22 protein-coding genes are annotated in these 21,421 nt (G+C 70.1%); 4 read left to right on the top strand and 18 right to left on the bottom strand.

All coding sequences use genetic code 11. The features are described from left to right. Positions 1–2: 2 nt before the first annotated feature. From JHN63_RS00190 to JHN63_RS00165, 6 genes are all read right to left on the bottom strand, one after another. Positions 3–923 (bottom strand): VOC family protein, encoded by a 921-nt coding sequence (locus tag JHN63_RS00190; protein ID WP_200676539.1) that lies wholly within the window; start codon positions 921–923, stop codon positions 3–5. A gap of 98 nt (positions 924–1,021) precedes the next feature. Continuing rightward, positions 1,022–1,933 carry a LysR family transcriptional regulator gene (locus JHN63_RS00185; RefSeq protein ID WP_200676659.1) on the bottom strand — a complete coding sequence of 304 codons (912 nt, stop codon included), beginning with the start codon at positions 1,931–1,933 and terminating at the stop codon, positions 1,022–1,024. Positions 1,934–2,113: 180 nt separating this feature from the next. Further along, the gene (locus JHN63_RS00180; protein WP_200676538.1) at positions 2,114–3,064 is read right to left on the bottom strand and encodes a sugar ABC transporter substrate-binding protein; all 951 of its coding nucleotides are present in this window, start codon (positions 3,062–3,064) and stop codon (positions 2,114–2,116) included. Positions 3,065–3,145: 81 nt separating this feature from the next. Continuing rightward, the gene (locus tag JHN63_RS00175) at positions 3,146–4,159 is read right to left on the bottom strand and encodes an ABC transporter permease (protein WP_200676537.1); all 1,014 of its coding nucleotides are present in this window, start codon (positions 4,157–4,159) and stop codon (positions 3,146–3,148) included. Beyond that, positions 4,156–5,658: a sugar ABC transporter ATP-binding protein gene (locus tag JHN63_RS00170; RefSeq protein ID WP_200676536.1), complete on the bottom strand. Its 1,503-nt coding sequence runs from the start codon at positions 5,656–5,658 to the stop codon at positions 4,156–4,158. The genes JHN63_RS00175 and JHN63_RS00170 overlap by 4 nt, the downstream gene beginning before the upstream one ends. Then, positions 5,655–6,245, bottom strand: coding sequence for a carboxymuconolactone decarboxylase family protein (locus JHN63_RS00165; protein ID WP_200676658.1), 591 nt, complete (start codon positions 6,243–6,245; stop codon positions 5,655–5,657). Before JHN63_RS00165 ends, JHN63_RS00170 begins: the two co-directional genes overlap by 4 nt. A 233-nt stretch (positions 6,246–6,478) precedes the next feature. Here JHN63_RS00165 and JHN63_RS00160 point away from each other — a divergent pair, with 233 nt between their 5' ends. After that, positions 6,479–6,892: a cupin domain-containing protein gene (locus tag JHN63_RS00160; RefSeq protein ID WP_200676535.1), complete on the top strand. Its 414-nt coding sequence runs from the start codon at positions 6,479–6,481 to the stop codon at positions 6,890–6,892. A 6-nt stretch (positions 6,893–6,898) separates the two neighbouring features. Here JHN63_RS00160 and JHN63_RS00155 read toward each other — a convergent pair whose 3' ends face one another. From JHN63_RS00155 to JHN63_RS00115, 10 genes are all read right to left on the bottom strand, one after another. Then, a complete protein-coding gene (locus tag JHN63_RS00155; protein WP_200676534.1) occupies positions 6,899–7,468 on the bottom strand; it encodes a hypothetical protein in 570 nt (189 codons plus the stop codon). A 190-nt stretch (positions 7,469–7,658) separates the two neighbouring features. Then, positions 7,659–8,996, bottom strand: coding sequence for an aromatic acid/H+ symport family MFS transporter (locus JHN63_RS00150; protein ID WP_200676533.1), 1,338 nt, complete (start codon positions 8,994–8,996; stop codon positions 7,659–7,661). A gap of 126 nt (positions 8,997–9,122) precedes the next feature. Next, positions 9,123–10,073: a catechol 2,3-dioxygenase gene (locus JHN63_RS00145; protein ID WP_200676532.1), complete on the bottom strand. Its 951-nt coding sequence runs from the start codon at positions 10,071–10,073 to the stop codon at positions 9,123–9,125. Beyond that, complete coding sequence (locus JHN63_RS00140; protein ID WP_200676531.1) at positions 10,054–11,202, bottom strand: 4-oxalomesaconate tautomerase; 1,149 nt, start codon at positions 11,200–11,202, stop codon at positions 10,054–10,056. The genes JHN63_RS00145 and JHN63_RS00140 overlap by 20 nt, the downstream gene beginning before the upstream one ends. Further along, positions 11,199–11,903 carry a 4-carboxy-4-hydroxy-2-oxoadipate aldolase/oxaloacetate decarboxylase gene (locus JHN63_RS00135; RefSeq protein WP_200676530.1) on the bottom strand — a complete coding sequence of 235 codons (705 nt, stop codon included), beginning with the start codon at positions 11,901–11,903 and terminating at the stop codon, positions 11,199–11,201. Before JHN63_RS00135 ends, JHN63_RS00140 begins: the two co-directional genes overlap by 4 nt. Before the next feature lie 2 nt (positions 11,904–11,905). Beyond that, a complete protein-coding gene (locus tag JHN63_RS00130) occupies positions 11,906–12,655 on the bottom strand; it encodes a PIG-L deacetylase family protein (protein ID WP_200676529.1) in 750 nt (249 codons plus the stop codon). Positions 12,656–12,716: 61 nt separating this feature from the next. Next, the gene (locus JHN63_RS00125) at positions 12,717–13,367 is read right to left on the bottom strand and encodes a GntR family transcriptional regulator (RefSeq protein ID WP_200676528.1); all 651 of its coding nucleotides are present in this window, start codon (positions 13,365–13,367) and stop codon (positions 12,717–12,719) included. A gap of 188 nt (positions 13,368–13,555) precedes the next feature. Beyond that, positions 13,556–14,101, bottom strand: coding sequence for a tannase/feruloyl esterase family alpha/beta hydrolase (locus JHN63_RS00120; protein WP_307781778.1), 546 nt, complete (start codon positions 14,099–14,101; stop codon positions 13,556–13,558). After that, positions 14,083–14,496, bottom strand: a complete 414-nt coding sequence (locus JHN63_RS52295) for a hypothetical protein (protein ID WP_234475548.1) — start codon at positions 14,494–14,496, stop codon at positions 14,083–14,085. Before JHN63_RS52295 ends, JHN63_RS00120 begins: the two co-directional genes overlap by 19 nt. 63 nt (positions 14,497–14,559) lie before the next feature. Continuing rightward, positions 14,560–15,414, bottom strand: coding sequence for a LysR family transcriptional regulator (locus JHN63_RS00115; RefSeq protein ID WP_200676527.1), 855 nt, complete (start codon positions 15,412–15,414; stop codon positions 14,560–14,562). A gap of 68 nt (positions 15,415–15,482) precedes the next feature. Between JHN63_RS00115 and JHN63_RS00110 the strand changes: the two genes are divergently transcribed. Beyond that, a complete protein-coding gene (locus tag JHN63_RS00110) occupies positions 15,483–16,379 on the top strand; it encodes a DMT family transporter (RefSeq protein WP_234475547.1) in 897 nt (298 codons plus the stop codon). Between the two features lie 175 nt (positions 16,380–16,554). On the opposite strand, the gene JHN63_RS00105 is transcribed toward JHN63_RS00110, so the two are convergent. Both JHN63_RS00105 and JHN63_RS00100 read right to left on the bottom strand, forming a co-directional pair. Continuing rightward, positions 16,555–17,592, bottom strand: coding sequence for a cytochrome P450 (locus JHN63_RS00105; protein WP_307781771.1), 1,038 nt, complete (start codon positions 17,590–17,592; stop codon positions 16,555–16,557). Positions 17,593–17,950: 358 nt separating this feature from the next. Further along, positions 17,951–18,673, bottom strand: coding sequence for a response regulator transcription factor (locus tag JHN63_RS00100; RefSeq protein WP_200676526.1), 723 nt, complete (start codon positions 18,671–18,673; stop codon positions 17,951–17,953). Between the two features lie 354 nt (positions 18,674–19,027). Between JHN63_RS00100 and JHN63_RS00095 the strand changes: the two genes are divergently transcribed. Together JHN63_RS00095 and JHN63_RS00090 are read left to right on the top strand one after the other, a co-directional pair. Further along, entirely contained in the window at positions 19,028–19,792 is a 765-nt protein-coding gene (locus JHN63_RS00095) for an SDR family NAD(P)-dependent oxidoreductase (RefSeq protein ID WP_200676525.1), read from the top strand. A gap of 460 nt (positions 19,793–20,252) precedes the next feature. Beyond that, the gene (locus tag JHN63_RS00090; protein ID WP_200676524.1) at positions 20,253–21,416 is read left to right on the top strand and encodes a sensor histidine kinase; all 1,164 of its coding nucleotides are present in this window, start codon (positions 20,253–20,255) and stop codon (positions 21,414–21,416) included. Positions 21,417–21,421 lie beyond the last annotated feature (5 nt).

Raw genomic sequence — 21,421 nt, 5'->3', positions numbered from 1 at the left:
AGTCAGGTGGCGGGGGCGTCCTGCTGGTCGCGGTTGGAGCGCAGCGCCCAGATGTGGTGCGGTGGGGTGGTCTCGTGGACGCGGGTCCCGTAGGTGTCGTCGACCCGGTCCATGTCCGCCGCGTACTCGACGCGGCCGCCGCACGGGGCGTGCAGGAAGCGGAAGACGTTCGAGCCGACGGTGTGGCGGCCGAGCTTGCGGGCCTCCCGCCAGCCGCGCTCGATCATGTAGTTGCCGCCCTCGATGACGTCGTCGAAGCCGGGGACCTCGTAGGCGATGTGGTTGACGCCCGCGCGGTCGGGGCGGTGGCACAGCAGCATGGTGTGCTGGTCGTCGTCGCCCGGTGCCTGCATGAACACGCCCATCGGTTCGACGATGTCGGTGGGCCGGAAGCCGAGCCGCTCGGTGTAGAACGCGACGGCGTCCTCGCGTCCTTCCTTGACGATGTTCAGCGCGACGTGGCACATGCGCAGGGGGAAGGCGCGGGTGAGCGGTTCCAGCGCGGTGTTCCAGCGGTCGACGCTGCCCAGCGCGTTGGCGGGTCGGGGGGTGACGTCCGCGTCCTTCGGCCGGGCCAGGGTGAGTCCGACGCCGAAGCCGCTCTCGTCCACGGTGCGGTGGACGCCGTCGGCGCTCTCGTGGATCTTGCGGTCGCGGCCCGCGGCGGCGACCAGCCGGGCCAGTTCCTCCGGGGTGTCGACGCCCCAGACCACCTCGCGGATCGTCGGTCCGGCCTCCACCGGCGGCGGCAGCAGCGGGCCGGGCGCGGTGTCCAGGTGGAGGGTCTGCCCGGTGAGTGTCTCGAAGACCGCGTGCTCCTCGGTGCGCTCCAGCAGGAACAGGCCGAAGTCGCCGAAGAAACGGACACATTCGTCTACGTCGTCGATGCCGTAGGTGACGGATTCGATTCTCTGGATTCCCATGGATGCCTCGTTTCGCGGGTCGCCCGGCGAGCCTAGATTTCGGGGCGTGAAGGCCTCAATGGTTCGGGCTCGTCTGAATTCGCAATCGTTTCTTGCGGCTACGCACGGATGGCGGGAATGGGGTTCTGTGAGAACCATTCCGCGAGGAAGTCCAGGAAGACGCTGACCTTGCGCGGGGTGGCCTGGCCGGGGCCGTAGATCGCGAACAGGGGGCGGTCGGGGACCGCGAGTTCGGGGAGCAGGACCTGGAGGGCGCCGCTCATCAGGTCGTCGTAGGCCGGGCGTTGTGGCAGCAGGGCTATGCCGCGGCCGTGGACGGCGGCCTTCTGGAGGGCGATGTACGAGTTGGACGAGAAGGCGATGTTGCGGATCTTGTGCAGGGTGCTGGCGTGGCCGTGGCCGATGCGCCAGACCGGGTCGTTGACGTGGACCAGGCAGTCGTGGTGGGCCAGGCCGTTGGGTTCGGTGAGCGGGCCGCCGCGCTCCAGGTACGTCTCGGAGGCGCACAGCACGAAGGGCAGCGAGGCGATCTTCTTGAGGCGCACGCTGGAGTCGCGCAGGTCGCGGGTGTGGAAGGCGACGTCGAAGCCGCTGTCGAGGAAGTCGTACGTACGGTCCGACATGCCGCCGAGCTCGAAGCGGACGTGGATCTTGGGGTGGGCGGCGGAGAAGGCGGCGATCGCGTCTCCGAGGTCCAGGCTGCCGATCCACTTGGGGCAGATGATGCTCAGGGTGCCCTCGGCGCGGTCGTGGAGGTGGGAGATGACGGCGTCCTCGGCCTCGATCTCGTCGAGGATGCGGGCCGCGAACTCGGCGTACTTCAGGCCCGGTTCGGTGAGGCTGACCGAGCGGGCGGTGCGGTTGACCAGGCGGACGCCCACCTGTCGCTCCAGCTCGGCGACGTGGCGCGACACCAGCGAGCCCGACGAGCCCAGCTTCTTCGCGGCGCCGCTGAAGCTGCCGGCCTGTGCGACGGTGACGAAGCTGTGCATGAGGAGCAGTCGATCCATGATTCCTCCGGAGGCCCACGGATGCCAGGGGTGGGCCCCGGCGGCGGTGCCGGTCGTACTGATGGCTCCGTCCCCGGCCGCCATGTCCAGGTCGCGGCTCGACTTGGACATGTGGGCGATGTGACGGACAGGCGGCTCGGACAACAATGAGGCAGGTGTCGCTCCCGGCACCGGGCTCCGCTACTTGGGGCAGTACTGGGGAGCCTTGCTCAGGTTGTCCTTGGTCACCAACAAAAGAGGAATGTTGGCAATTTTGTCAACCTTCTTCTTGGCCAACAGACCGACCGCGTTCTCGACCGCGGTCTGTCCTATCGCCATGGCCGAGTTGGCCACGGTGGCGGAGAGCCGTCCGTCCTCGACGGCGGCCAGGCCCTCGTCCGTGCCGTTGGCGGTCACGATCTTCACGTCCTTCTTGCCGGCCGCGTCGAACGCCTTGCGGGCGGCCAGCGCCATGTCCTCGGAGGCGACGAACGCGTACTGAAGGTCCGGGTGGGCCTGGATCATGTTCTCGGCCACGTCCTGCGCCTTCACCGGGTTGAACATGCCCGGCTGGTTCGCGACCACCTTCGCGGTGCTGGGCAATGCCTTCGTGAAGCCGCCCACCATCAGGTCGGAGGCCGCGCCGGGCGCCCCCGCGATCACGCCGACCTCGACGTTCTTGCCGCCCGCGTCCTGCGCGATCCAGCCCGCGTCCAGGGCGCCGAGCCTGCCGAGATCGACCACGGCCGCGCCGAGAATGTCGTTCAGGTCGCTGGTGGCCACGGAGGTCAGATAGATCGGGATGTTCGCGGCCTTCGCCTTGGCGATGTCGCCCTTCAGCGCGTCCACGTTGACCGTCTGCACGATCAGCGCGCTCACGTTGCGCGAGGTCATGTCCTCGATGTTGGAGAGTTCGGTGGTGGAATTCTGGTGCGAGTTGGCGGTGAAGACCTTGGCGTTCTGTGTCTTCGCCGTCTGCTCGACCGCTTTCTGGAGACAGCTGTGGAACTCGGTGTCACCGCCGTTGACGAACCCGAGGGTGACATCGCCGGAACTCCCGCTGTCGTCACTGCTGGCACAGCCGCTCAGGACAAGAGTGCTGCCGGCGAACGCGGCGAGCACGGCTCTGCGGGATCGGAACGACATTCTCATGGTGAACCGCCATTCAAGGGTGGAGTGAGCGGGGCTCAACGTGAAGTGAGCAGGGCTCAAGGAGGGAGTGGGCAGGGTCGGTCAATGACGTGCGGAACGTGCCTTGTGCATCTCGTTGGCGATGGCCGCGACGAGCAGCACGCCACCGACGGAGACCGACTGGTAGTTGCTGGAGACCTGGAGCAGGTTCAGCGCGTTGGCGACCACGCCGAGGAGCACCACTCCGAGCGCGGTGCCTACGACCGTGCCGTAGCCGCCGGCCAGGGCGGTGCCGCCGATGACGACCGCGGCGACGGCCTGGAGCTGGAGGGAGAGTCCGCCGGTGCCGGGGCTGCTGCCGCTGAGCCGGGACAGCAGCATCAGGCCGGCCAGTCCGGACAGGGCGCCGGTGAGGGCGTAGAGCGAGAGCTTGCGGGCGGTGACGTTGATGCCGCTGAGCCGGGCGACGTGCTCGTTGCCGCCGATGGCGAAGGCGTCGCGGCCGAACACGGTGAACCGCATGACCAGAGCGGTCGCCAGCAGCACGAGGATCGCGACGACCAGGAGGTACGGGACCCCGAGAATCTTGTTGTTGCCGAGCGCGAACATCCTGGTGCCGATGGAGACGCTCACGCTGTCGAGCACGAGAAGGGCGACACCGTCCAGGAGAGTCGCCATCGCCAGGGTCGCGACGAACGGGGCGACGTTCGTGAACGTCACGACCACCCCGTTGACCAGACCGATCAGCGTGGCCAGCACGAGTGCGGCGACGACGGTGAACGCGGTGGAGTGGCCGTGGGCCAGCAACTGCGCCCCGACCGCGGTCGTCACGGCGACGTTGCTGCCCATGGAGAAGTCCATGCCGCCCGCGGTCATCAGCAGGGTGAGCCCGGCCGCGATCACGGCGACGACGCTGACCTGGCGCAGGATGTTGATGACGTTCGTGTCGGTGGCGAACGAGTCGGTGCGCAGCGAGGTGCCGACGATCACGACGATAAGAACCGCGATCAGGCCGGTGTGCGGGGCACCGCGCAGCGCGGCCACCGAGAGGCGAGGGCGGGGCTCCCCTCGCGGATCGGAGACGCCGGGGGCGTCGGTAACTGTCTTGACGCTCACTGCGGTTGACCTCCGAGAGCGGTGGCGACGAGTTCGTCGTGGGTGATGGCGTCGATGTCGTGCTCGGCGACCGTCCGGCCGGCGCTGACGACGACGACCCGGTCGGCGAGGCGCATGACCTCCTCGGCGGACGAGGAGGCGAGCAGGACGGCGACTCCGCGCGAGGCGAAGTCGTCGACGAGGGCGTGGATGTCGGCCATGGCCGCGATGTCGACCCCGTTGGTGGGGTCCTCCAGGAAGCAGGCGACCGGCTGGGTCCCCAGCCACTTGGCGAGCAGCACCTTCTGCTGGTTGCCGCCGGACAGCGCGCCCACGGGCGGGTTGCCTGCGAGGGCGACCACGCCGTAGCTCCTGCGCAACGGGGCGGCGCGGCGGGCGAGTTGGGCGCGCCGGTGCAAGCGGCGGCGGGCGAAGCGGTCGTCGGCGAGCATCAGGTTCTCGTCCAGGGACAGCTCCGGGACCAGGCCGAGGGCCCGGCGGTCACCGGTGACGCAGCGCAGCCCGCTGCCGAGCGAGGCGTGAACTCGCCCGAACGGCACGGGAGTTCCGTCCACGGCGAGGTGGCCGGTGTCGGGGCGGCGGCGGCCGGAGAGCAGGTCGAAGAGGCGCGACTGCGCGTCCCCGGCCGGTCCGAGCACGGCGACGATCTCGCCCTTGCGCACGTCGACGGTGAAGTCCCGCACGGCCCGGCCGTCGGTGAGGCCACGCACGGTGAGGCCGATCTCGTCCTTGGGGGCGGGCCGTTGGGCCCGCTGCGACACGACGTCCCGTCCGACCATGCTGCGGACGAGTGCGGCGGCGTCGAACTCGGCGGCGGGCGCGCTGCGTACGACCGCTCCGTCCCGCAGCACCGTCACGCGGTCGGCGACGGCCAGCACCTCGTCGATGTAGTGCGAGATGTAGACGACGGCGACACCCTCGTCGCGCAGGATGCGGACCAACTCCCGTATCTGCTGGGCCGCTTCGGCGCTCAGACAGGCGGTCGGCTCGTCGAGGATCAGGATGCGGCCGCCGCGTCTGACCTCGCGGGCCACCTCGACCATGGTCTGCTCGGCGACGGTGAGCGAGCCCGCGGTGCGGGTCACGTCGATGTCGATGCCGAGGGCTTCAAGGGCCTTACATGCCTGGGAGTTGACGGCCTTCCAGCGCACGGCACCGGCGCGGGTCGGCAGGTCGCCCAGCATCACGTTCTCGGCGACGGTGAGCCCCATCGCCAGTTCCCGGCGCTGGGGCACCGAGGCGATGCCGAGCCGGCGGGCCCTGCGCACCGTAAGTCCGTGCTGGGCCCGGCCGTTGACCTCGACGGTGCCCTCGTCGCTCTGGTGGATCCCCGAAAGGACCTGTACCAGCGTGGACTTGCCGGCGCCGTTCATGCCCATCAGCGCGTGGACCTCGCCGGGGTACAGGTCGAGGTCCACGCCCTTCAGCGCGGCGGCGCCGCCGAAGCTCTTGGTGACGCCCCGGACGCGAAGTACCGCGTCTCCCCCCGGAGTTGTCACGGCCGTGGCTCGATGCCGTCGGAGCCGTCGGAGCCGTCGGACCGGCCGGCGGCGACCCGGCCGTAGCCGCGGATGTCCGGGAACGGCGGCTCCTTGTCTGCCTGGAGGTCCACCTGGAAGGTGTTGAGGCACATGCCGAGCATGGTGAAGTTGCCGAGGGCGCCGATGGTGTCGACCAGGCCCTTGGAGCCGAAGTGCGCCAGCGCTGCGGCGAAGGTCTCGTCGGTGACGAAGTGGTCGTCGAGGATCTCGCGGCAGAACCGGTAGAAGGCCTGGTCCGCCTCATTGTCGAAGACGGCTTCGCGCTTCTCGGCGATCGCCTTGACGGCGGCCTCCGGGATGCCGGCCTCGATCGCCTGGTGGACATGGGCGTTCCAGGAGTACTGCGCGTCCCAGTTGCGGGCGGCCATCAGCAGGGTGAGTTCGCTCAGGTGCTTGGGGAGGCTGCTGTCGAAGCGGGCGAACGCGCCGAGGGATTCGGCCCGTTCGCACATCTCCGGGCTGTGCAGCCAGACCCGGAAGGGGCCGCGGACCGCGCCGCGCCGGCCGGCGATGCGGGCGGCCAGTTCCTGCTGGCGCGGGTCCATTTCCTCTTCGGTGAGAACGGGGAGCCTCATGGGCCGATACCTGCCTTTTCTTTCCGGCGCGTCATGTGCACGGTGCGTGAATCCGTGCGATGCGTGCCGACCGTACAGCCGGGTCCGGAAAGCTCACCCCTCTGGAAATGCAAGGTAAAGCTGCACGCCAGAGGGCACCCATTCCCGCGCGAGGGGCCTAACGTCAGGCGCCGCAGAAGAGTGTGAGCGGAAAGGAACTCCGGATGACCACGATCATCAAGGTCGCGTCCGTGCCCCTGCTCGACCGGGGCGGTGCCGTCGTCACGACCCCCCTCGTGACGACGCCGTCGGCGGGCGGGGAGAACCTCATCACCAGTGGGATGAGCGTGTATCCGGTCGGCTCCGGGGCGCCGTTGCACTCGCACAACTGCGACGAGCACGTGACGATCCTGGAGGGCGAGGCGGAGGTGGTGGTCGACGGCGAGGTGACGAGGCTGGAGCAGTACGACACCACGTACGTCCCCTCACCGATCCCCCACCTGTTCCGGAACGTCGGCGACACCCCGCTGCGCATCCTGTGGGTGTACTCGTCGGGGTACGTCACTCGGACGTTCACGGAGACGGGCAGGACGGTGGAACACCTGTCGGCGGAGGACCAGATGGGCTCGGACGACTAGCCCGGGTCACAGAGGTGCCAGCTCCACCCTGCCGGTGAATCTGCCACCCACCTGATCGGCGAGCCAATGGGCGCGGGCGAGTTGGAAGCCGTTCCGGCTCCGGACGTGCACGTGGACGGTGTGGTCCTGCGACGGCTCGTCCTGGTAGAGGTCCCGGGAATTCACGGTCAACGTGAGGTACGCGTACTTCTGTGAGATCACCTCCAGTCCCGCTTCGGGAACCGCGGACCACTCGTCCAGATCCCACCGGACAGCCGCGGGATCCGGCCCCAGAGCGGCGATGAAGGGCTCAGCACGGTCCAACGGACGGCCCCAGTCGAACACTCGGATCGGCAGGCAGTCCGCAGGATTGTCGCCGGCCTCCGACGAACCGTGCTCCTTGCCGGCCGACGCCCACCATTCGAGGTCGGGCAGTACCTGACGTACGCGCGCCAGAACATCCGACGACCTGATCACGGCTTCGAAGTCGACCTCTCCCTGGCCGACGTCCGCCAGGTCCAGCAAGGTACGCACGGCGCGTATCGCCTCGGACAGGTCGGCGGTCGTGAGAACAGCGGCCGCAAGGGAATTGCTCATCCCGGAACCCTAGACGGGGCTCACCGACCGAAGCGAGCGGGTTCTGACCTGCCTCCGTGCAGGCCACCGGCCCGCCTCCGCGCAGCCCGCCGGAGATCACCGGCACCCGGCACGCCGCACAGACCGACGCCGGCCCCCGCATCCCCTGCGGTGGCCGGCGTCCGGCTCTGTCCGTGTCCGTGCTTCCGGGTCAGTGCGAACCGACCAGTTCCTGCGGGGCATCGGCCCGCGCGGCCTGCTTCGAGCTGCGCAGGGCGGCGATCCCGATGAACACCATGGACGACAGACCGGCGATGGCGAAGGACGTGAAGCCCCAGTCGCCGTTGCCGGAGGCGAGCAGTTGGCCGCCGAGCCACGGGCCGAAGACGGCGCCGAAGCGGCCCATGCCCGAGGTCCAACCGACCGCCGTGGCACGGTTGTCGGGAGTCGAGCGGATGGAGACGGTCGCGTAGATCATCGTCTGGGCGCTGTTGAGGAAGACGCCGGTGAGGAAGACGACCAGCATCGTCACCGCCTGGTCCATGTGGACACCGAGCAGGAAGACGCCGACCGCGGTGAGCGCGAACCAGATCGACGAGATGCGCGGGGCGCCGAAGCGGTCGGCCGCGCGGCCCGCGGCGAGCATGCCCACGATGCCGCCGAGGTTGAAGACGACGACGAAGGTGAGGGCGTCGGCGAGCGCGTAGCCCTCGGAGCGCATCAAGGTGGGCAGCCAGGTGGCGACGCCGTAGACGAGGAGCAGGCCGCCGAAGGAGGCGCACCAGTACAGCAGGGTCTGGAGCCATTCGCCGCCGCGGAAGAGGTTGAGCAGGGCGTCCCAGCGGTCGGCCGCCGTCTTCTTGCCGGTGGCGGCCGGGAGTTCGACCTCGAAGCGCTCGGCGAGGGCGTGCGCTTCGTCGGTGCGGCCCTTGGCGACCAGGAAGCTCAGCGACTCGGGCAGGAACTTCAGCAGCACCGGGACGAAGAGCAGCGGGAGGACGCAGACCCAGAAGGCGGCGCGCCAACCGACCGGATCCACCAGCCACTTGGCGACGTAGGCGGAGAGGATGCCGCCCGCGTGGTGGGCGGTCATCAGCATGCCGATGGTGAGGGCGGTCCGGCCGCGCGGGGCGTAGTCGGAGACCATGCTGATCGCGGTGGGCAGCAGCCCGCCGAGGCCGACGCCGGCGAGGGTGCGGCCCAGGCCGAAGACCTCGAGGCTGCCGGAGACCGCGCAGATGCCGGAGGCCAGCGAGAACAGCGTCACGCAGGCGATCATCAGCTGCTTGCGGCCGATCCGGTCCGCGACCGTGCCCGCGGTCAGGGCGCCCACCAGCATGCCGAAGGTGGCGTAGCTGCCGAGGTCGCCGGCCTGGTCCGGGGTGAGACCGAAGGTCTTCGTCTCCAGCAGGTGCGGGAGCACCGAGCCGTAGATGAACATGTCGAGGCCGTCGAAGAGGACGGCCAGCCAGCACAGGCCGATGACCAGGAGGGCCAGCCGGCTCATGCGGGCGGACAGAGCGGGGGACGGGGAGGGGGAGGAAGACATCGTTGGTTACCTCTCGTGCTTGGTGCGCCAGACGCTAAGGAGTCACCCCCCAGATAGTCAACGTTTTTGTCAACAATCTCATCGACAATCGCGTGAGGGGTGACTCCGGCGGCTCCCGCGCGTCGCTCAGGCGACCGGCGGGGTTCCGTGCGTGTGGAAGGACTCGATGGTCTTCAGGCCCCAGGCCTGCCCCTTCTTCCGCTCCTCCTCGGTCCAGGTGATCAGCGGCCAGTCGGGCGCCAGGACGAGTCGGGTGAGCGGGTTGCACAACTCGATGCGGTTGCCGCCGGGTTCGTAGACGTAGAGGAAGAACGTCTGCTGGATGGCGTGCTTATGGGGGCCCGTCTCGATGAACACCCCTGTGTCGATGGCGAGATCGGCCGCGCGCAGGATGTCCTCGCGGGTGTCGGTCGCGAAGGCGATGTGATGCAGCCGCCCGGTCGAACCGGTCCAGTCCTCCGTGTAGACCACGTCGTACGACTTGTTCGTGTACGTCAGCCAACGCGCCGCGATCCGGCCGCTGTTGAGCCGGATCTGCTCCGTCGGCCGTGCGCCCAGCACCTGTTGCTGGAACTCGGCACTGGACAGCACGTCCGCGGCAAGGAAGTTGATGTGGTCCAGACGCCGAACTCCGACGCCCCGGTTGGGTTTTGCCTGCGGCTGGTTCTTCAGCGCCGGTTTCAGCTCGGCGGGGGCCCGGTAGTGCTCGCTCTCCCAGTAGAGGGCGTGCTCGTGGCCGTCCGGGTCGGTGGTGACGTAGAGCTTGCCGAGACCGGGTTCGTCCTCGACCCACCTGCCGGTGCCGCCCGCCTCCTCGATCGCCTTGATACGGCGCTGGAGGGCCTCCTCGCTGGAGGTGCGCAGGGCGAGCCGGCCGAGGCCGGGCTGTGCGCGGGCGGTGAGGACCAGGCTGTGGTGCTCGTAGTCGTCGTAGGTCCGGAGGTACACGGTGTCACCGTCCCGGCCGTTGACCGTGAGGCCCAGGTAGTCGGTGAAGAACGCGACACTGGCGTCCAGGTCCGGGGTGAAGAGCTGGGCGTGGCCGATATGGGCGATGTCACCGAGCGGCGGAGCCATCGTTGCCTCCAAGGGGGCGTGCGGGTGCGGGAGTCGGGGCGGTATCGCGTGGTGTGATGCCGGCGGGCCGGGGGAAGACCGTGCCGTCGAAGATCTTTCGTGCGGTGCGGACGACCGCGGTTCTGCGGACCACGGGAGCGGACCCTGCGGATCCGACCTCGACGCCGGTTTCGATGTCCAGGAATCCGCTGGGATGCTCGATACGTATTCGGTCACTTTGTGCGGGTACGGTCGCGATGCCCTCCCCCACCCCGCCGGGGACGAGGAGCCCCGCCGCCACGCTCGCGGCGCCTAGGACACCGATGGACGTGTGGCAGCGCACGGGAATGAAGGTGCGGGTCGTCACCGCGCCGCCGTCCCTCGGCGGTGCCAGCAGGCTGAGCTTGGGGATCGTGGTGTGGCCGACTTCACCGAGGCCCATCAGCTTCCCTGCCGCCAGACGGATCTCCCGGAGGCGGTCGGCGAGAACGAGGTTCTCCTCCAGGTCTCCGGGCGTCTCGTATCCCGTGACGTCCAGTACGGCGGCGGGGATCAGGACGACCGGCATGCCGTTGTCGACGCAGGTCACCTCGGTGCCGGCGATCACGTCACGGACGCGCCCGGTCGGCAGCAACGGGCTCGCGCCCTGCGGGAATTCGATCACCACCGGCGCGGCGGTGCCGGGCACGCCCGAGATCTCGGCCGTACCGGAGTAGTCGACCCGTCCGCCCGGCGTGGGGAAGCTGGCGATCGCGAGTTCCCCGGTGTTGAGCATGCGGATGCGGACGGAGGTCTCGCCGTCACCGGGGGCCACGAGCCCCCGCTCCACGGCGAACGGGCCTATGCCGGCGAGGATGTTCCCGCAGTTCTGACGATCCGTCACTTCGGGGCGGTCGACGGCGACTTGCAGGAACAGGTAGTCGACGTCGGCCTCGGGGTCGGCCGAGACGGAGACCACGCCGACCTTGCTGGTGAGCGGGTGGGCGCCGCCCAGGCCGTCGATCTGGCGCGGGTCGGGGCTGCCCATGACGCGCAGCAGCAGGTCGTCACGGTCGGCCGGATCGGCGGGGAGGTCCTCGGCCAGGAAGTAGGCGCCCTTGGAGGTGCCGCCGCGCATCAGCATGCAGCGCACCTCCGCGGGCCCGGTCACGACCCGGCTCCGGTGTACTCCTCGTACGACCGGTACTCGACGCCGAGTTGCTTGAGGGTGTCGCGCAACCCGTAGCGGTCCAGACCGAGTTGGCCCTCCAGGAAGGCGGCGCGGGTGGCCGCTTCCTTGGCCTCGCGGGCCTCCGACCTCTCGGCGGTCTCGCGGGCCTTCTCGCGCGGGACGACCACCACGCCGTCGTCGTCGGCGACGATCACGTCACCGGGGCGGACGACCTGGCCGTCGATGGCGATGGGCACGTTGACGGAGCCGCCGGTGGCCTTGACGGTGCCCTGGGAGGAGACGGCACGGGACCAGGCGGCGAAGCCCATGTCGCGCAGTTCCTGGGTGTCGCGGATGCCCGTGTTGAGGACGACTCCGCGCACCCCGCGCTTCTGGAGTGCCGTGGCGAAGAGTTCGCCGAACAGGCCGTCCGTGCACGGGGAGGTGGTGGTGACGACCAGGATGTCGCCCTCGCCGCACTGCTCCACGGCCGCGTGGATCATGAGGTTGTCGCCGGGCCAGCTGAGCACGGTGACGGCGGTGCCCGCGACCCGAACTCCCTGCTGCACAGGGCGAATTGAGGGGCCGAGCAGTCCGGTGCGGTCCATGGCCTCGCTGACGGTGGCCACGCCGAAGGCACTCAGCGCCTCGACGTCCTGGGCGTCCGCCTTCGGGGGGTTGGTGACGATGACGCCGCCCATGGTTATGCCAGCTCCTTCGCGATCTGCGGATACGGGCGCATGTACGCCTCGGCCATCGTCTTGTGGGCCAGGCCCAGGTTCGGGCCGGCGTTGCGCTTGAGCTGGACGCCTCGACGTACGGCCAGGTCGGTGTAGTAGTCCCACAGGTGCTGCTGGGCGCCGAGGCACTCCATCGCGGCGCGCTTGGTGTCCCAGACCTCGGTGATGTCGAGGAGGACCTCGGGCTTGAAGCCGCTCATCTCGGGCTGGTGCGGCTCGAAGTAGAAGACCGGCGGGGCGCCGATGATCTCGCCCTCGCCGGGGTATCCGATGGCCTGCGCCAGGACGCGGGCCTCCAGCGCCATCCGGTTGGCGGCCGGGTGGTCGCCGTTGTACGGGTCCTCGGTGGGGTGGGTGAGCACGACGTCGGGCTGGGTGGCGCGGTAGACCTCGACCAGTTTGTCGGTCAACTCGGCGGTGGCGACCAGGGGGTAGTCGCCGGCGTCGAAGAAGCGGACCTCGGCGCCGAGGGTGGCCGCGGCGCGCTCGGCCTCGTCCTGGCGTATCGCCTTGATCTCGTCCAGCTTCTTGCCCTCGCGCCAGGCCTTGGCGGACTCACCGCGCTCACCGAAGGTCAGACAGGCGATGGTGACCTTCTCACCGCGGGCGGCGGCCAGCGCGATGGCTCCGCCCGCCCGCCAGACGAAGTCCCCGGCGTGCGCCGTGACGACGAGCGTCGATCGTGGGGGGGCGGGCGCGTTGCCGTGCGTCATGACTCGAATCTCCTTGGTGGACAGGTGTGCGCCCGCCCCAGCTGCGCCGATCCGCCGCGCGTCAGTCGCGCAACGCCTCGATCACACTGGTGAGATGGGCGCGGACGGCCGCCTCGGCCGCCTGTGGGTCCCTGGCCGTGATCGCCTCGATCATCGCCAGATGCTCGCTCAGGGACTGCTGCGGACGCCCCGGCCGCAGCGCCAACTGGAAGCGGTGCCGCACCAGTTGGGCATTGAGCCGCTCCAGCAGGGCCACGGCCGTCTGCTGGCCGGAGAACTCCCGTACCTTGTCGTGCAGTTCGTGGTTGAGCTCGGAGTAGGTCACCGGCTCACCGTCAGCCACGGCCTTGGTCATGGCCCGGCCCAGGTCCACCAGTTCGGTCAACTGGTCGTCGTCGGCCGCGACGGCCGCCTTGGCCGCGCACAGTCCCTCCAGGACCATGCGGCACTCCGTGATGGCGACCGCTTCCTCCACTGTCACCACCCGCACCCGGGAACCCCGGTTGCGGATCCGCTCGACCAGTCCTTCGGCCGCCAGATCGATCAGCGCCGCCCGGATGCTGGCCCGCGTCACATCGAACTGCTCGGCCAGCTCGTTCTCCACCAACCGCTGTGCCGGTGCCATGTCGCCCTGCAGGATCGCCTGCCGCAACTGCGCGAGCGCATGTTGCTTGGCCTGCTCCCCGGTGCTCGGACGGGCTTCTTTCGGCATCGTTGCCCTCCCTGAGTGAGTGCCTGTCGAACCTAAATCTAGCCAAACAAGATTGTCAACAATTTTGTCCGCCGTATTGCACGCATGCTTCCGCCCATACTTACCGCAGACACGCCGCCGCCCGCCCATGGACCGGCCCTGGACGGGCAGTGAACCGCACTCTTCTCGGGCTGGAGAACCGCCTTCTCCTACGGCGCGTGACGGCTACAGCTCATCGACCTGCCGTCCTTCGTCTCGCACCACTCCTGGTAGCCGGAGGTGAAGGAGCCGACCCACTTGTAGTGGTCGTCAGGCAGCTTGTCGGGTGTGTAGGCGCGGTAGTTGGCCGCGTCGTCCTTGTTGCCGGAGCCGTCGTAGGCGACCAGTTGGGGGTACGGGTAGACGGGCCGCGTGTATTCGACGGTGGGCGCGCTGCCGCTCGCGCTCGCGGAGGCCTTCGCGCTGCCGCCGCCGAGCTGACCGCCCGCCGGTCCCCCGGGCTGATTGCCGCCACTGGTCTTCGACGCGACGACAGCGCCCGGCACCTTCCCGGTCTCCCGCCAGTCGATCAGCCTGCTCAGCAGGTCGAAGCTGTCGGGTCCGTCACCGCCGCCGCAGTGGTTGACGCCCGGGAACAGGTACAGGCGGTAGAAGTCGTCGACCTTCTCCTGCCCCATCGTGTCGATCATGGCCTGGCGGTATACCCGGGTCCCGGTGGGCGGGATGTTGGGGTCGGTCAGCCCGTGCCACTGGATGAGCCTGCCGCCGGCCTCGTGGAACTTGGTGAGATCCGGGTCGGCAGCCTCAGCTCGAACCGGATCTGCGGGGCGACGGTGCCCCTGACGTCGCAGTACTCGTACGCGCTCGCGTCGCCCTTGGCCACGACGGTCACGGAGGCGACGGAGGTCGCCGCGTCGTCGAGCGTCCCGAAGTCCTTCTGGAGCAGGTCCGCACAGGCGATCGTCGGCTTGGTGACCGGAGGGTTCTTGCCCACGTCACCGACGGCGGTGACCCTGGTGACTCGCCCGTGGGCGTCCGCCGAGAAGGTGTCGGGCAGCAGCGCGAGGCCCGTGACGAGGGCCGCGACGACGACGGCCACCAGGAGGACGATCCGCGTCCGCTGCGACGAGCGGGCATGACCAGGGCTCATGGCCTCAGCGTCGAGCGGGCCCCTGGTGGAGGCCACGGGCGTGGGCCGTCAGGGTGACCCGGTTCAGGCCTCGCGGTAGAGCGCGGTGAGCAGTTCCAGCACGGCCTGGGCGGCGGGGTGCGGATCGTCCTTCCACCAGGCGAGGCGTACGGCGATGGGCTCGCCGTCGCGCACCGGGCGGTAGACGACTCCGGGCCGCGGGTACTGGTTGGCGGTCGACTCGGCGGTCATGCCGACGCTGCGGCCGGTGGCGATCACGGTGAGCCAGTCGTCGACGTCGTGGGTGTCCTCGGTGGCCGGGCGGGAGTCGGGCGGCCACAGGTCGGCGGACGTGGTGCCGGTGCGGCGGTCGACCAGCAGGGTGCGTCCGGCGAGATCGGCCAGCCGGACCGACCGGCGCCGGGCCAGCGGGTCGTCCGAGGCCATGGCGCACAGGCGTCGCTCCAGCCCGACGATCGCCGACTCGAACCGCCGGTCGTCCAGTGCTCTGCGGACCACGGCCAGATCGCAGGCGCCTTCCTCCAGCCCGGCGGTGGCGGAGTTCACCCGGACCAGGTGCAGATCGGTCTCCGGGTGCGCCCTGCCCCAGCGGCGCTGGAAGGGGAGCGTGTGCCTGCCGAGCGCCGACCAGGCGTAGCCGATGCGCAGATGGGCGTGGCCCGAGGTGGCGTCCCGGACCAGCTCGTCGACCTCGGCGAGGACACGGCGGGCGTGCGCGACGACCCGCAGCCCGGTGCTCGTCGGCGTCACCGATCGCGAGGTGCGCCTCAACAGCCGTACACCCAGGGCCTGTTCGAGGGAGGCGAGGGTGCGGGAGACGGCCGCCTGGGAGACGCCGAGGGCGAGGGCGGCGTCCGTGAAGGTGCCCTCGTCGACAATCGCGACGAGGCAGCGCAACTGCCGTAGCTCCAGATCCATGACTCCAGCGTATAGATCGTCTCGATGTTGCATTTTGCGCAAGTGTCGGCGGGGCGCACGATCGGGGTATGCCTGGAGCCTCCGCTACGACAACTCCCCTGTCCGTCACGCCACATGGCGCCCCGCAGCCGTCGAAGGTGGGCCTCGCCGGGGTCGCCACCATGGCGGGCAGCGGGCTGTCCAACCAGGTCGGCGCGGCGATCGGGTCCCTCGCCTTCCCGGTCATCGGGCCGGTGGGGGTCGTCGCGGTGCGCCAGTACGTCGCCGCGGTCGTGCTGTTCGCGGTGGGCAGGCCCCGGTTGCGGGAGTTCGTCTGGCGGCAGTGGTGGCCGGTGCTGCTGCTGGCCGTGGTGTTCGGGACGATGAATCTGTCCCTGTACACCGCCATCGACCGGATCGGGCTCGGTCTGGCGGTGACGCTGGAGTTCCTGGGTCCGCTGTCCATCGCGCTGGCCGCGACCCGGCGCCGTGTGGACGCCTGTTGTGCGCTGATCGCGGTGGCAGGGGTGGTGACGCTGATGCGGCCGCGCCCGTCGGCGGACTACCTGGGCATGGGTCTCGGCCTGCTGGCCGCCGCGTGCTGGGCCTCGTACATCCTGCTCAACCGGACCGTCGGCCGACGGATCCCCGGGGCGCAGGGTCCGGCGACGGCGGCCGGGGTGTCCGCGCTGATGTTCCTGCCGATCGGGATCGTCGTCGCGATCCGGCAGCCGCCGACCCTCGCGGCGGCCGGGTGCGCGATGGCGGCCGGGGTGCTCTCGTCGGCGGTGCCGTATCTGGTCGATCTGTTCACGCTGCGCCGGGTGCCGGCTCCGGCCTTCGGGCTGTTCATGAGCGTCAACCCGGTGCTCGCCGCCGTGGTCGGGTGGATCGGCCTGGGGCAGCAACTGGGCTGGGCGGAGTGGGCGGGCATCGGAGCCGTCGTCGCCGCGAACGCGCTGAGCATTCTCACCGCGCGGGACTGACCGACCGGCACCCGTCCCCGCCCGTCACTCGGCCAGCAGCTCGCCCATGTCTCCGTCCTCCCGCCACTGCCTCAGCAGCGCGTGGAACTCGATGAGCCCGCCGCCGTACGACTCGCTGCGCTACGACAGGGCCGGACGCCGGTGTCCGGGGCGGCCGGCGTCCGGGGCGGGGCCGTCAGTGCCGCATGTGCCGGCGCACCCACGCTGCCTGCCCGCCGTCGACGAGCAGATCGGTGCCGGTGATGAACTGGGCCTGGGGCCGGACGGTGATACCGCCGATCTCGATGTCGGCCTTGGCGACCCGCCGGACGCCGGTCTGCACGATGGTGAGGTAGCGCAGCAGTTCGTCGACCGCGCCGGCGATGGCCTTCGGGTCGTCCATGTAGCGCACCAGGGCGAGTTGGTCGGGGTGCTGGAGCAGGGCGAGGGTGCCGAAGATGATCATCGTGGCGGTGGTCTCGTGGCCGGCGATGAGCATGGCGACGCCCATGTGGACGGCCTCGGTGCGGCTCATCTCACCGGCCGTGACCCGCCCCGCTATCTCGGAGAGCACCCCTTCGCCGGAGTTCTCCAGCTTCAGTCCGATGAGCTCGTCGAGACAGGCGGCCAGCGCACCGCTCGCCTCCCGCGCCTCCTGGGGAGAGGCGGCGCTGTCGAGCGCGATACCGCTGTTGCGCTGGAAGAAGTCGTGGTCCTCGTACGGCACTCCGAGCAGTTCGGCGATGACCAGCGAGGGGACGGGCAGGGCGAGCGCGGTGAGCAGGTCGGCGGGGTTGGGGCCGGCCGGCATGTCGTCGATCAGCTCGTCGACGATCTTCTGGACGGGGGCCCGCATGGCCTCGATGCGCTTGACGAGGAAGGGTGCGTTGACCGTCCGGCGCAGCCGGGTGTGCTCGGGCGCGTCGGTGTTGGTGATCAGGCGCGGGGTGTGCGGGGCGATCTCGGCGCGATGCGCGTTGACGGAGGGGAAGCCGCTCTCCAGGTCGTCGTCGCTGACGCGGGGGTCGGTGAGCAGGGCGCGCTGGTCGGCGTGGCGGGTGATGAGCCAGGGCGTGGCGCCGTTCCAGATGCGGACCCTGCTGATCGGTTTCCCGTCGCGCAGTCCGTGCACGGCGGGCGGCGGAGCGAGGGGGCAGCGCGCGTCCCGCCGCATCGGGTACTCGGGGACCGCGGCTGCCGTTTCGGGCGCGGTGCCGGTCAGGGTGACGGCCACGTCTCTCCTCGGTGGTGGAGGGCTCCGTGTGGGGCGGGGCGCCGGGGTGCAGGGAACGAGGCCTCGATGAGCACATGCAAACAGAGCCGTCTGACACCTTCCGGCCAGTTCCCTGACAATGGCCCGACACGGCCCAGATCACACGTCACCACTGTTGCCGTGAACTGGACAGAGATGCCAGCGAGGGTCAACTCAGTTGCATTACCTGTGAGTTGACGAGGCATGGCGTTACGACGCCGACTCGCGAACGCAACGCGAAAAGGGCGCCGCCACGTCACCGTGACACCGCCCGCGACCTCGCTTCACCGAGCGTCCGCATTTGCTCAGCGAATCCTGTGCAACTCCCCCGGCGGGGCACTCACCTCTCGCCGGTCGCCCGCCCGAGCCAGTAGCCGAAGCCCCGCCGCGTATGGATGAGCGCCGCACCTTCCCGGTCCACTTTGCGCCGGAGGCGGGAGACGAGCTGCTCCATCGCGTTGTCGCCGCGGAAGTCGCCCCAGACGTAGCGGCTGATCTGCTCCTTGGAGAGCACCTTGTGCGCGTTGACGAGGAGGTGGCGCAACAGGCGGTACTCGGCGGGCGTGAGGTCGAGGACGCGTCGGCCGCGCCGCGCCTGGCAGGTGGTGTCGTCCAGCACCAGGTCCGCATAGTGCAGCGCGCCGTCCCGCCCGCCGTCCCGGCCGCGCAGCAACACCTGTATACGGGCGAGCACTTCGGCGATCCGGAACGGCTTGGTGACGTAGTCGCGCTCCCCCGCGCCCAGTTCGGGCAGCAGCTTGCCGAGGACGTCCCAGCCGGTGAGCAGGAGGACGGGCGGGCGGTGCGTGACGAGCCGGTGGCCCTGCGCGAGGGCGCCCATCTCCGGCAACTCGGCGTCGATGACGACCAGTTCGAACCGCTGCTCCGCCAGCCGTGCCACCACCTCGGTGCCGTTCCCGGCCGTTCTGATGCGGTAGCCCGCCAACTCCAGTGTCATGGAGAGGAGTTCGGCGTTGTCCGGCTCGTCCACGGCGACGAGCAGGTGTTGCCCGCCACCGCGGGCGAGAGAGGGTGTCTCACTGATGCTGCCGTACGTGGACATGCGCTCAGCCTACCGTCCTGCTTGCCTGACTCAAGCAATATCCAATCGCTTGCTTGACTCAAGTAAGTCATATATGGTTGCCTAACTCAAGCAAGCCCGCCGGAAGTGCGGACTGGCAACAGCAGGAGCACAACTGAGCCCTCGCTCACCAGAGCCGGGGTCGCCTTGAGCGGAAGGCGGCCCCCGCGCCGAACCCGTGGGGACGGGGGTCGGCGCTGTCCCGGACCCGGTCGCCGGCCACTCCCCCAGATCGGCGCCGGGTCCGAGGACACACCCTCCTCCCCGTGCCCGACGTACAGCGGACCAAGGAGTACGGCATGCGCGGCAGTGGTCGTGAGAGACGAGGAGTACGCCATGCGCGGCAGCGGGCTTGAAGGGCGCAGTGTCGTCGTCACCGGGGCGGGATCCGGGATCGGGCGGGCCGCCGCGCTGCAGTTCGCGCTGGCGGGTGCCGAGGTCGTGGTCGCGGACCTCGATCCGGCGGGCGCCGAGGCGACGGTCAAGGAGATCGAGCACGACGGCGGCTCCGCCGTCCGCGTCATCGGCGACCTGAGCGAACAGGCGGTGGTGGACGCGGTGGTCGCCACCGCCGTCGACGCGTTCGGCGGACTGGACGTGCTGGTGAACAACGCCGGGATCATGGACCGGATGTCGGCCCTCGCGGACACCGACGACGCCGAGTGGGAGCGGGTCCTCCGGATCAACCTGACGGCGCCCTTCCTGCTGACCCGGGCCGCGCTGCCGCACATGCTCGCCGCCGGGCGCGGCGCGATCGTCTTCACCGCCGCCGAGGCCGGACTGCGCGGCAGCGCGGCGGGCGCCGCCTGCACCGCCGCCAAGCACGGGATCGTGGGCCTGGTGAAGTCCCTCGCCGTGATGTACCGGAGCCGCGGAATCCGCGCCAACGCCATCGCCCCGGGGGCCACCGCGACCGGCATCACCTACGACGTCGACGCGCGGGCCCACGGCCCCGGGGTGATCGGCCCCGGCCTCGGACTCTCCGACCGGATCGCCTTCCCGGAGGAGCAGGCGGCCGCGCTCGTCTTCCTCGCCTCCGACGCGGCCCGGCACATCAACGGGGTCGTGCTGCCCGTGGACGACGGCTGGTGTGCCGTATGACGGGCGGCACTCGGGGCTGCCGCCCCGGTCGGGTCACATCGCCGGACGACCTGAGGTTCCCGCCGGGCCATGACCTTCAGGGGCGCTCGGCGTCGTCCGTGTCGGGCAACAGGCCGGGCTGGTCGGGGAGTTCGAAGGAGCGGTCCTCTGGACGGCGGGCGGCCGGGGCAGGCGACGCCGGCGTCCGGCGCCGAGCTGCCGCCGGGACTCGGGACCAACTCCCGGGTACCGCCGACCACTTCGGTCCGCGCTGTCGTGCTGACCGCCCTGACCCGGGTTCCCGTGTGATTCCCTCCGGATCGAGCAGAGTTGGATCTTCGCTGACGTGTTGCCTCAACAATCCCGTCCTTCGCCCGACGCCACGAGGGAGCGGTCTCCCGAACCCGCGGTGGAACGCGTCGCACCCGTGTCGGACCGCCGGCTCCCCCGTGTCCGGGCCGACACGCCTAACCTGATCTCCATGCGATCTACCCTGCGGCAGGCGGCCCGGGCGACACTGCAGCTGGTCCTCACCGTCGCGATGACCTTCGGGTGTTTCATCTTCATCACCGTGCTCCTGATCACCGCGATCCTCACGGCCACGGTGGTCGGCGCGTTCATGCTGCCCGAGACCGTGCTGCTGATACGGCGGATCGCCGGGGCCAAGCGGCAGCAGGCGGGCGCCTGGACGGGCCTGAAGATCCCCGAGGCGTACCAGCCGCTCACCGGAACCCTGCGGGAGCGGGTGCGCACGGCGGTGCGCGATCCGGGCACGCTGACCGACTTCCGCTGGTTGGTGGCCAACTACGCGTACGGCGCCGTGCTGCCCGCGCTGATGCTGCCGTTGTGGCCGCTGGGTCTGGTCGTCGACGGGGTGTGGTGCGGGCTGCTGCGCCGCGAGGCCGTCGTCCTGCCGTTGATCAGCCGGCTCGCGGACCTGGACGCCGACTGGTCGACCGCCCTGCTGAAGCCGTCACCGAAGGCCCGACTGGCCGTACGCGTCGAGGAGTTGGTGCAGACCCGGGCGGGCGCGATCGCCGCGCACGAGGCCGAGCTGCGCCGGATCGAACGCGACCTGCACGACGGCACCCAGGCCCGGCTGGTCTCGCTGTCGATGCGTGTCGGGCTCGCCAAGCGGGCCTACGACCAGGACCCGGAGGCGGCGCGCAAGCTGCTCGACGACGCGCAGACGCTGGCCGAGGAGGCGCTGACGGATCTGCGGCATGTCGTACGCGCGATCCATCCGCCGATCCTCACCGACCGCGGCCTGGTCGGCGCAGTGCGCGCGCTGGCCGCCAGCAACGCGCTCTCCGTCACCGTGACCGTGGACGGGCTGACCGACGGGCACGACGGGCCGCGCGCGCCTGCGGCGGTGGAGGCGGCCGCGTACTTCGTGATCGCCGAGTCGCTGACCAACGCGGCCAAGTACAGCGGTGCCGAACGCGCCGACGTCCATCTCGCCCGTGTCCGCACCGGACTGCGTGTCCGGGTGCGCGACGAGGGCCGGGGCGGCGCCGACGAGGCGGGCGGATCGGGGCTGCTGGGCATGCAGCGCCGGGTCGCCGCGCTCGACGGCGGTGTGACTGTGACCAGCCCCGTGGGGGGACCTACCGTGATCGAAGTGGAGCTGCCGTGCGTCTGGTGAGCGTA

Source organism: Streptomyces sp. MBT65 (genome assembly GCF_016612545.1).
Taxonomy (GTDB): Bacteria; Actinomycetota; Actinomycetes; order Streptomycetales; family Streptomycetaceae; genus Streptomyces.
Note: the sequence above shows the minus strand (reverse complement) of the source record. Positions and strands in the feature narration are given on the sequence as shown.

Excerpts from the sequence above, each read along its gene's own strand:
- JHN63_RS00135 (WP_200676530.1), bottom strand. The coding sequence starts at position 11,903 with ATGGGCGGCGTCATCGTCACCAACCCCCCGAAGGCGGACGCCCAGGAC.
- JHN63_RS00185 (WP_200676659.1), bottom strand. The coding sequence starts at position 1,933 with ATGGATCGACTGCTCCTCATGCACAGCTTCGTCACCGTCGCACAGGCC.
- JHN63_RS00165 (WP_200676658.1), bottom strand. The coding sequence starts at position 6,245 with ATGGACCCGCGCCAGCAGGAACTGGCCGCCCGCATCGCCGGCCGGCGC.
- JHN63_RS00115 (WP_200676527.1), bottom strand. The coding sequence starts at position 15,414 with ATGGATCTGGAGCTACGGCAGTTGCGCTGCCTCGTCGCGATTGTCGAC.
- JHN63_RS00130 (WP_200676529.1), bottom strand. The coding sequence starts at position 12,655 with ATGACGCACGGCAACGCGCCCGCCCCCCCACGATCGACGCTCGTCGTC.
- JHN63_RS00095 (WP_200676525.1), top strand. The coding sequence starts at position 19,028 with ATGCGCGGCAGCGGGCTTGAAGGGCGCAGTGTCGTCGTCACCGGGGCG.
- JHN63_RS00125 (WP_200676528.1), bottom strand. The coding sequence starts at position 13,367 with ATGCCGAAAGAAGCCCGTCCGAGCACCGGGGAGCAGGCCAAGCAACAT.
- JHN63_RS00190 (WP_200676539.1), bottom strand. The coding sequence starts at position 923 with ATGGGAATCCAGAGAATCGAATCCGTCACCTACGGCATCGACGACGTA.
- JHN63_RS00160 (WP_200676535.1), top strand. The coding sequence starts at position 6,479 with ATGACCACGATCATCAAGGTCGCGTCCGTGCCCCTGCTCGACCGGGGC.
- JHN63_RS00110 (WP_234475547.1), top strand. The coding sequence starts at position 15,483 with ATGCCTGGAGCCTCCGCTACGACAACTCCCCTGTCCGTCACGCCACAT.
- JHN63_RS52295 (WP_234475548.1), bottom strand. The coding sequence starts at position 14,496 with ATGAGCCCTGGTCATGCCCGCTCGTCGCAGCGGACGCGGATCGTCCTC.
- JHN63_RS00145 (WP_200676532.1), bottom strand. The coding sequence starts at position 10,073 with ATGGCTCCGCCGCTCGGTGACATCGCCCATATCGGCCACGCCCAGCTC.
- JHN63_RS00180 (WP_200676538.1), bottom strand. The coding sequence starts at position 3,064 with ATGAGAATGTCGTTCCGATCCCGCAGAGCCGTGCTCGCCGCGTTCGCC.
- JHN63_RS00155 (WP_200676534.1), bottom strand. The coding sequence starts at position 7,468 with ATGAGCAATTCCCTTGCGGCCGCTGTTCTCACGACCGCCGACCTGTCC.
- JHN63_RS00150 (WP_200676533.1), bottom strand. The coding sequence starts at position 8,996 with ATGTCTTCCTCCCCCTCCCCGTCCCCCGCTCTGTCCGCCCGCATGAGC.
- JHN63_RS00100 (WP_200676526.1), bottom strand. The coding sequence starts at position 18,673 with ATGTCCACGTACGGCAGCATCAGTGAGACACCCTCTCTCGCCCGCGGT.
- JHN63_RS00090 (WP_200676524.1), top strand. The coding sequence starts at position 20,253 with ATGCGATCTACCCTGCGGCAGGCGGCCCGGGCGACACTGCAGCTGGTC.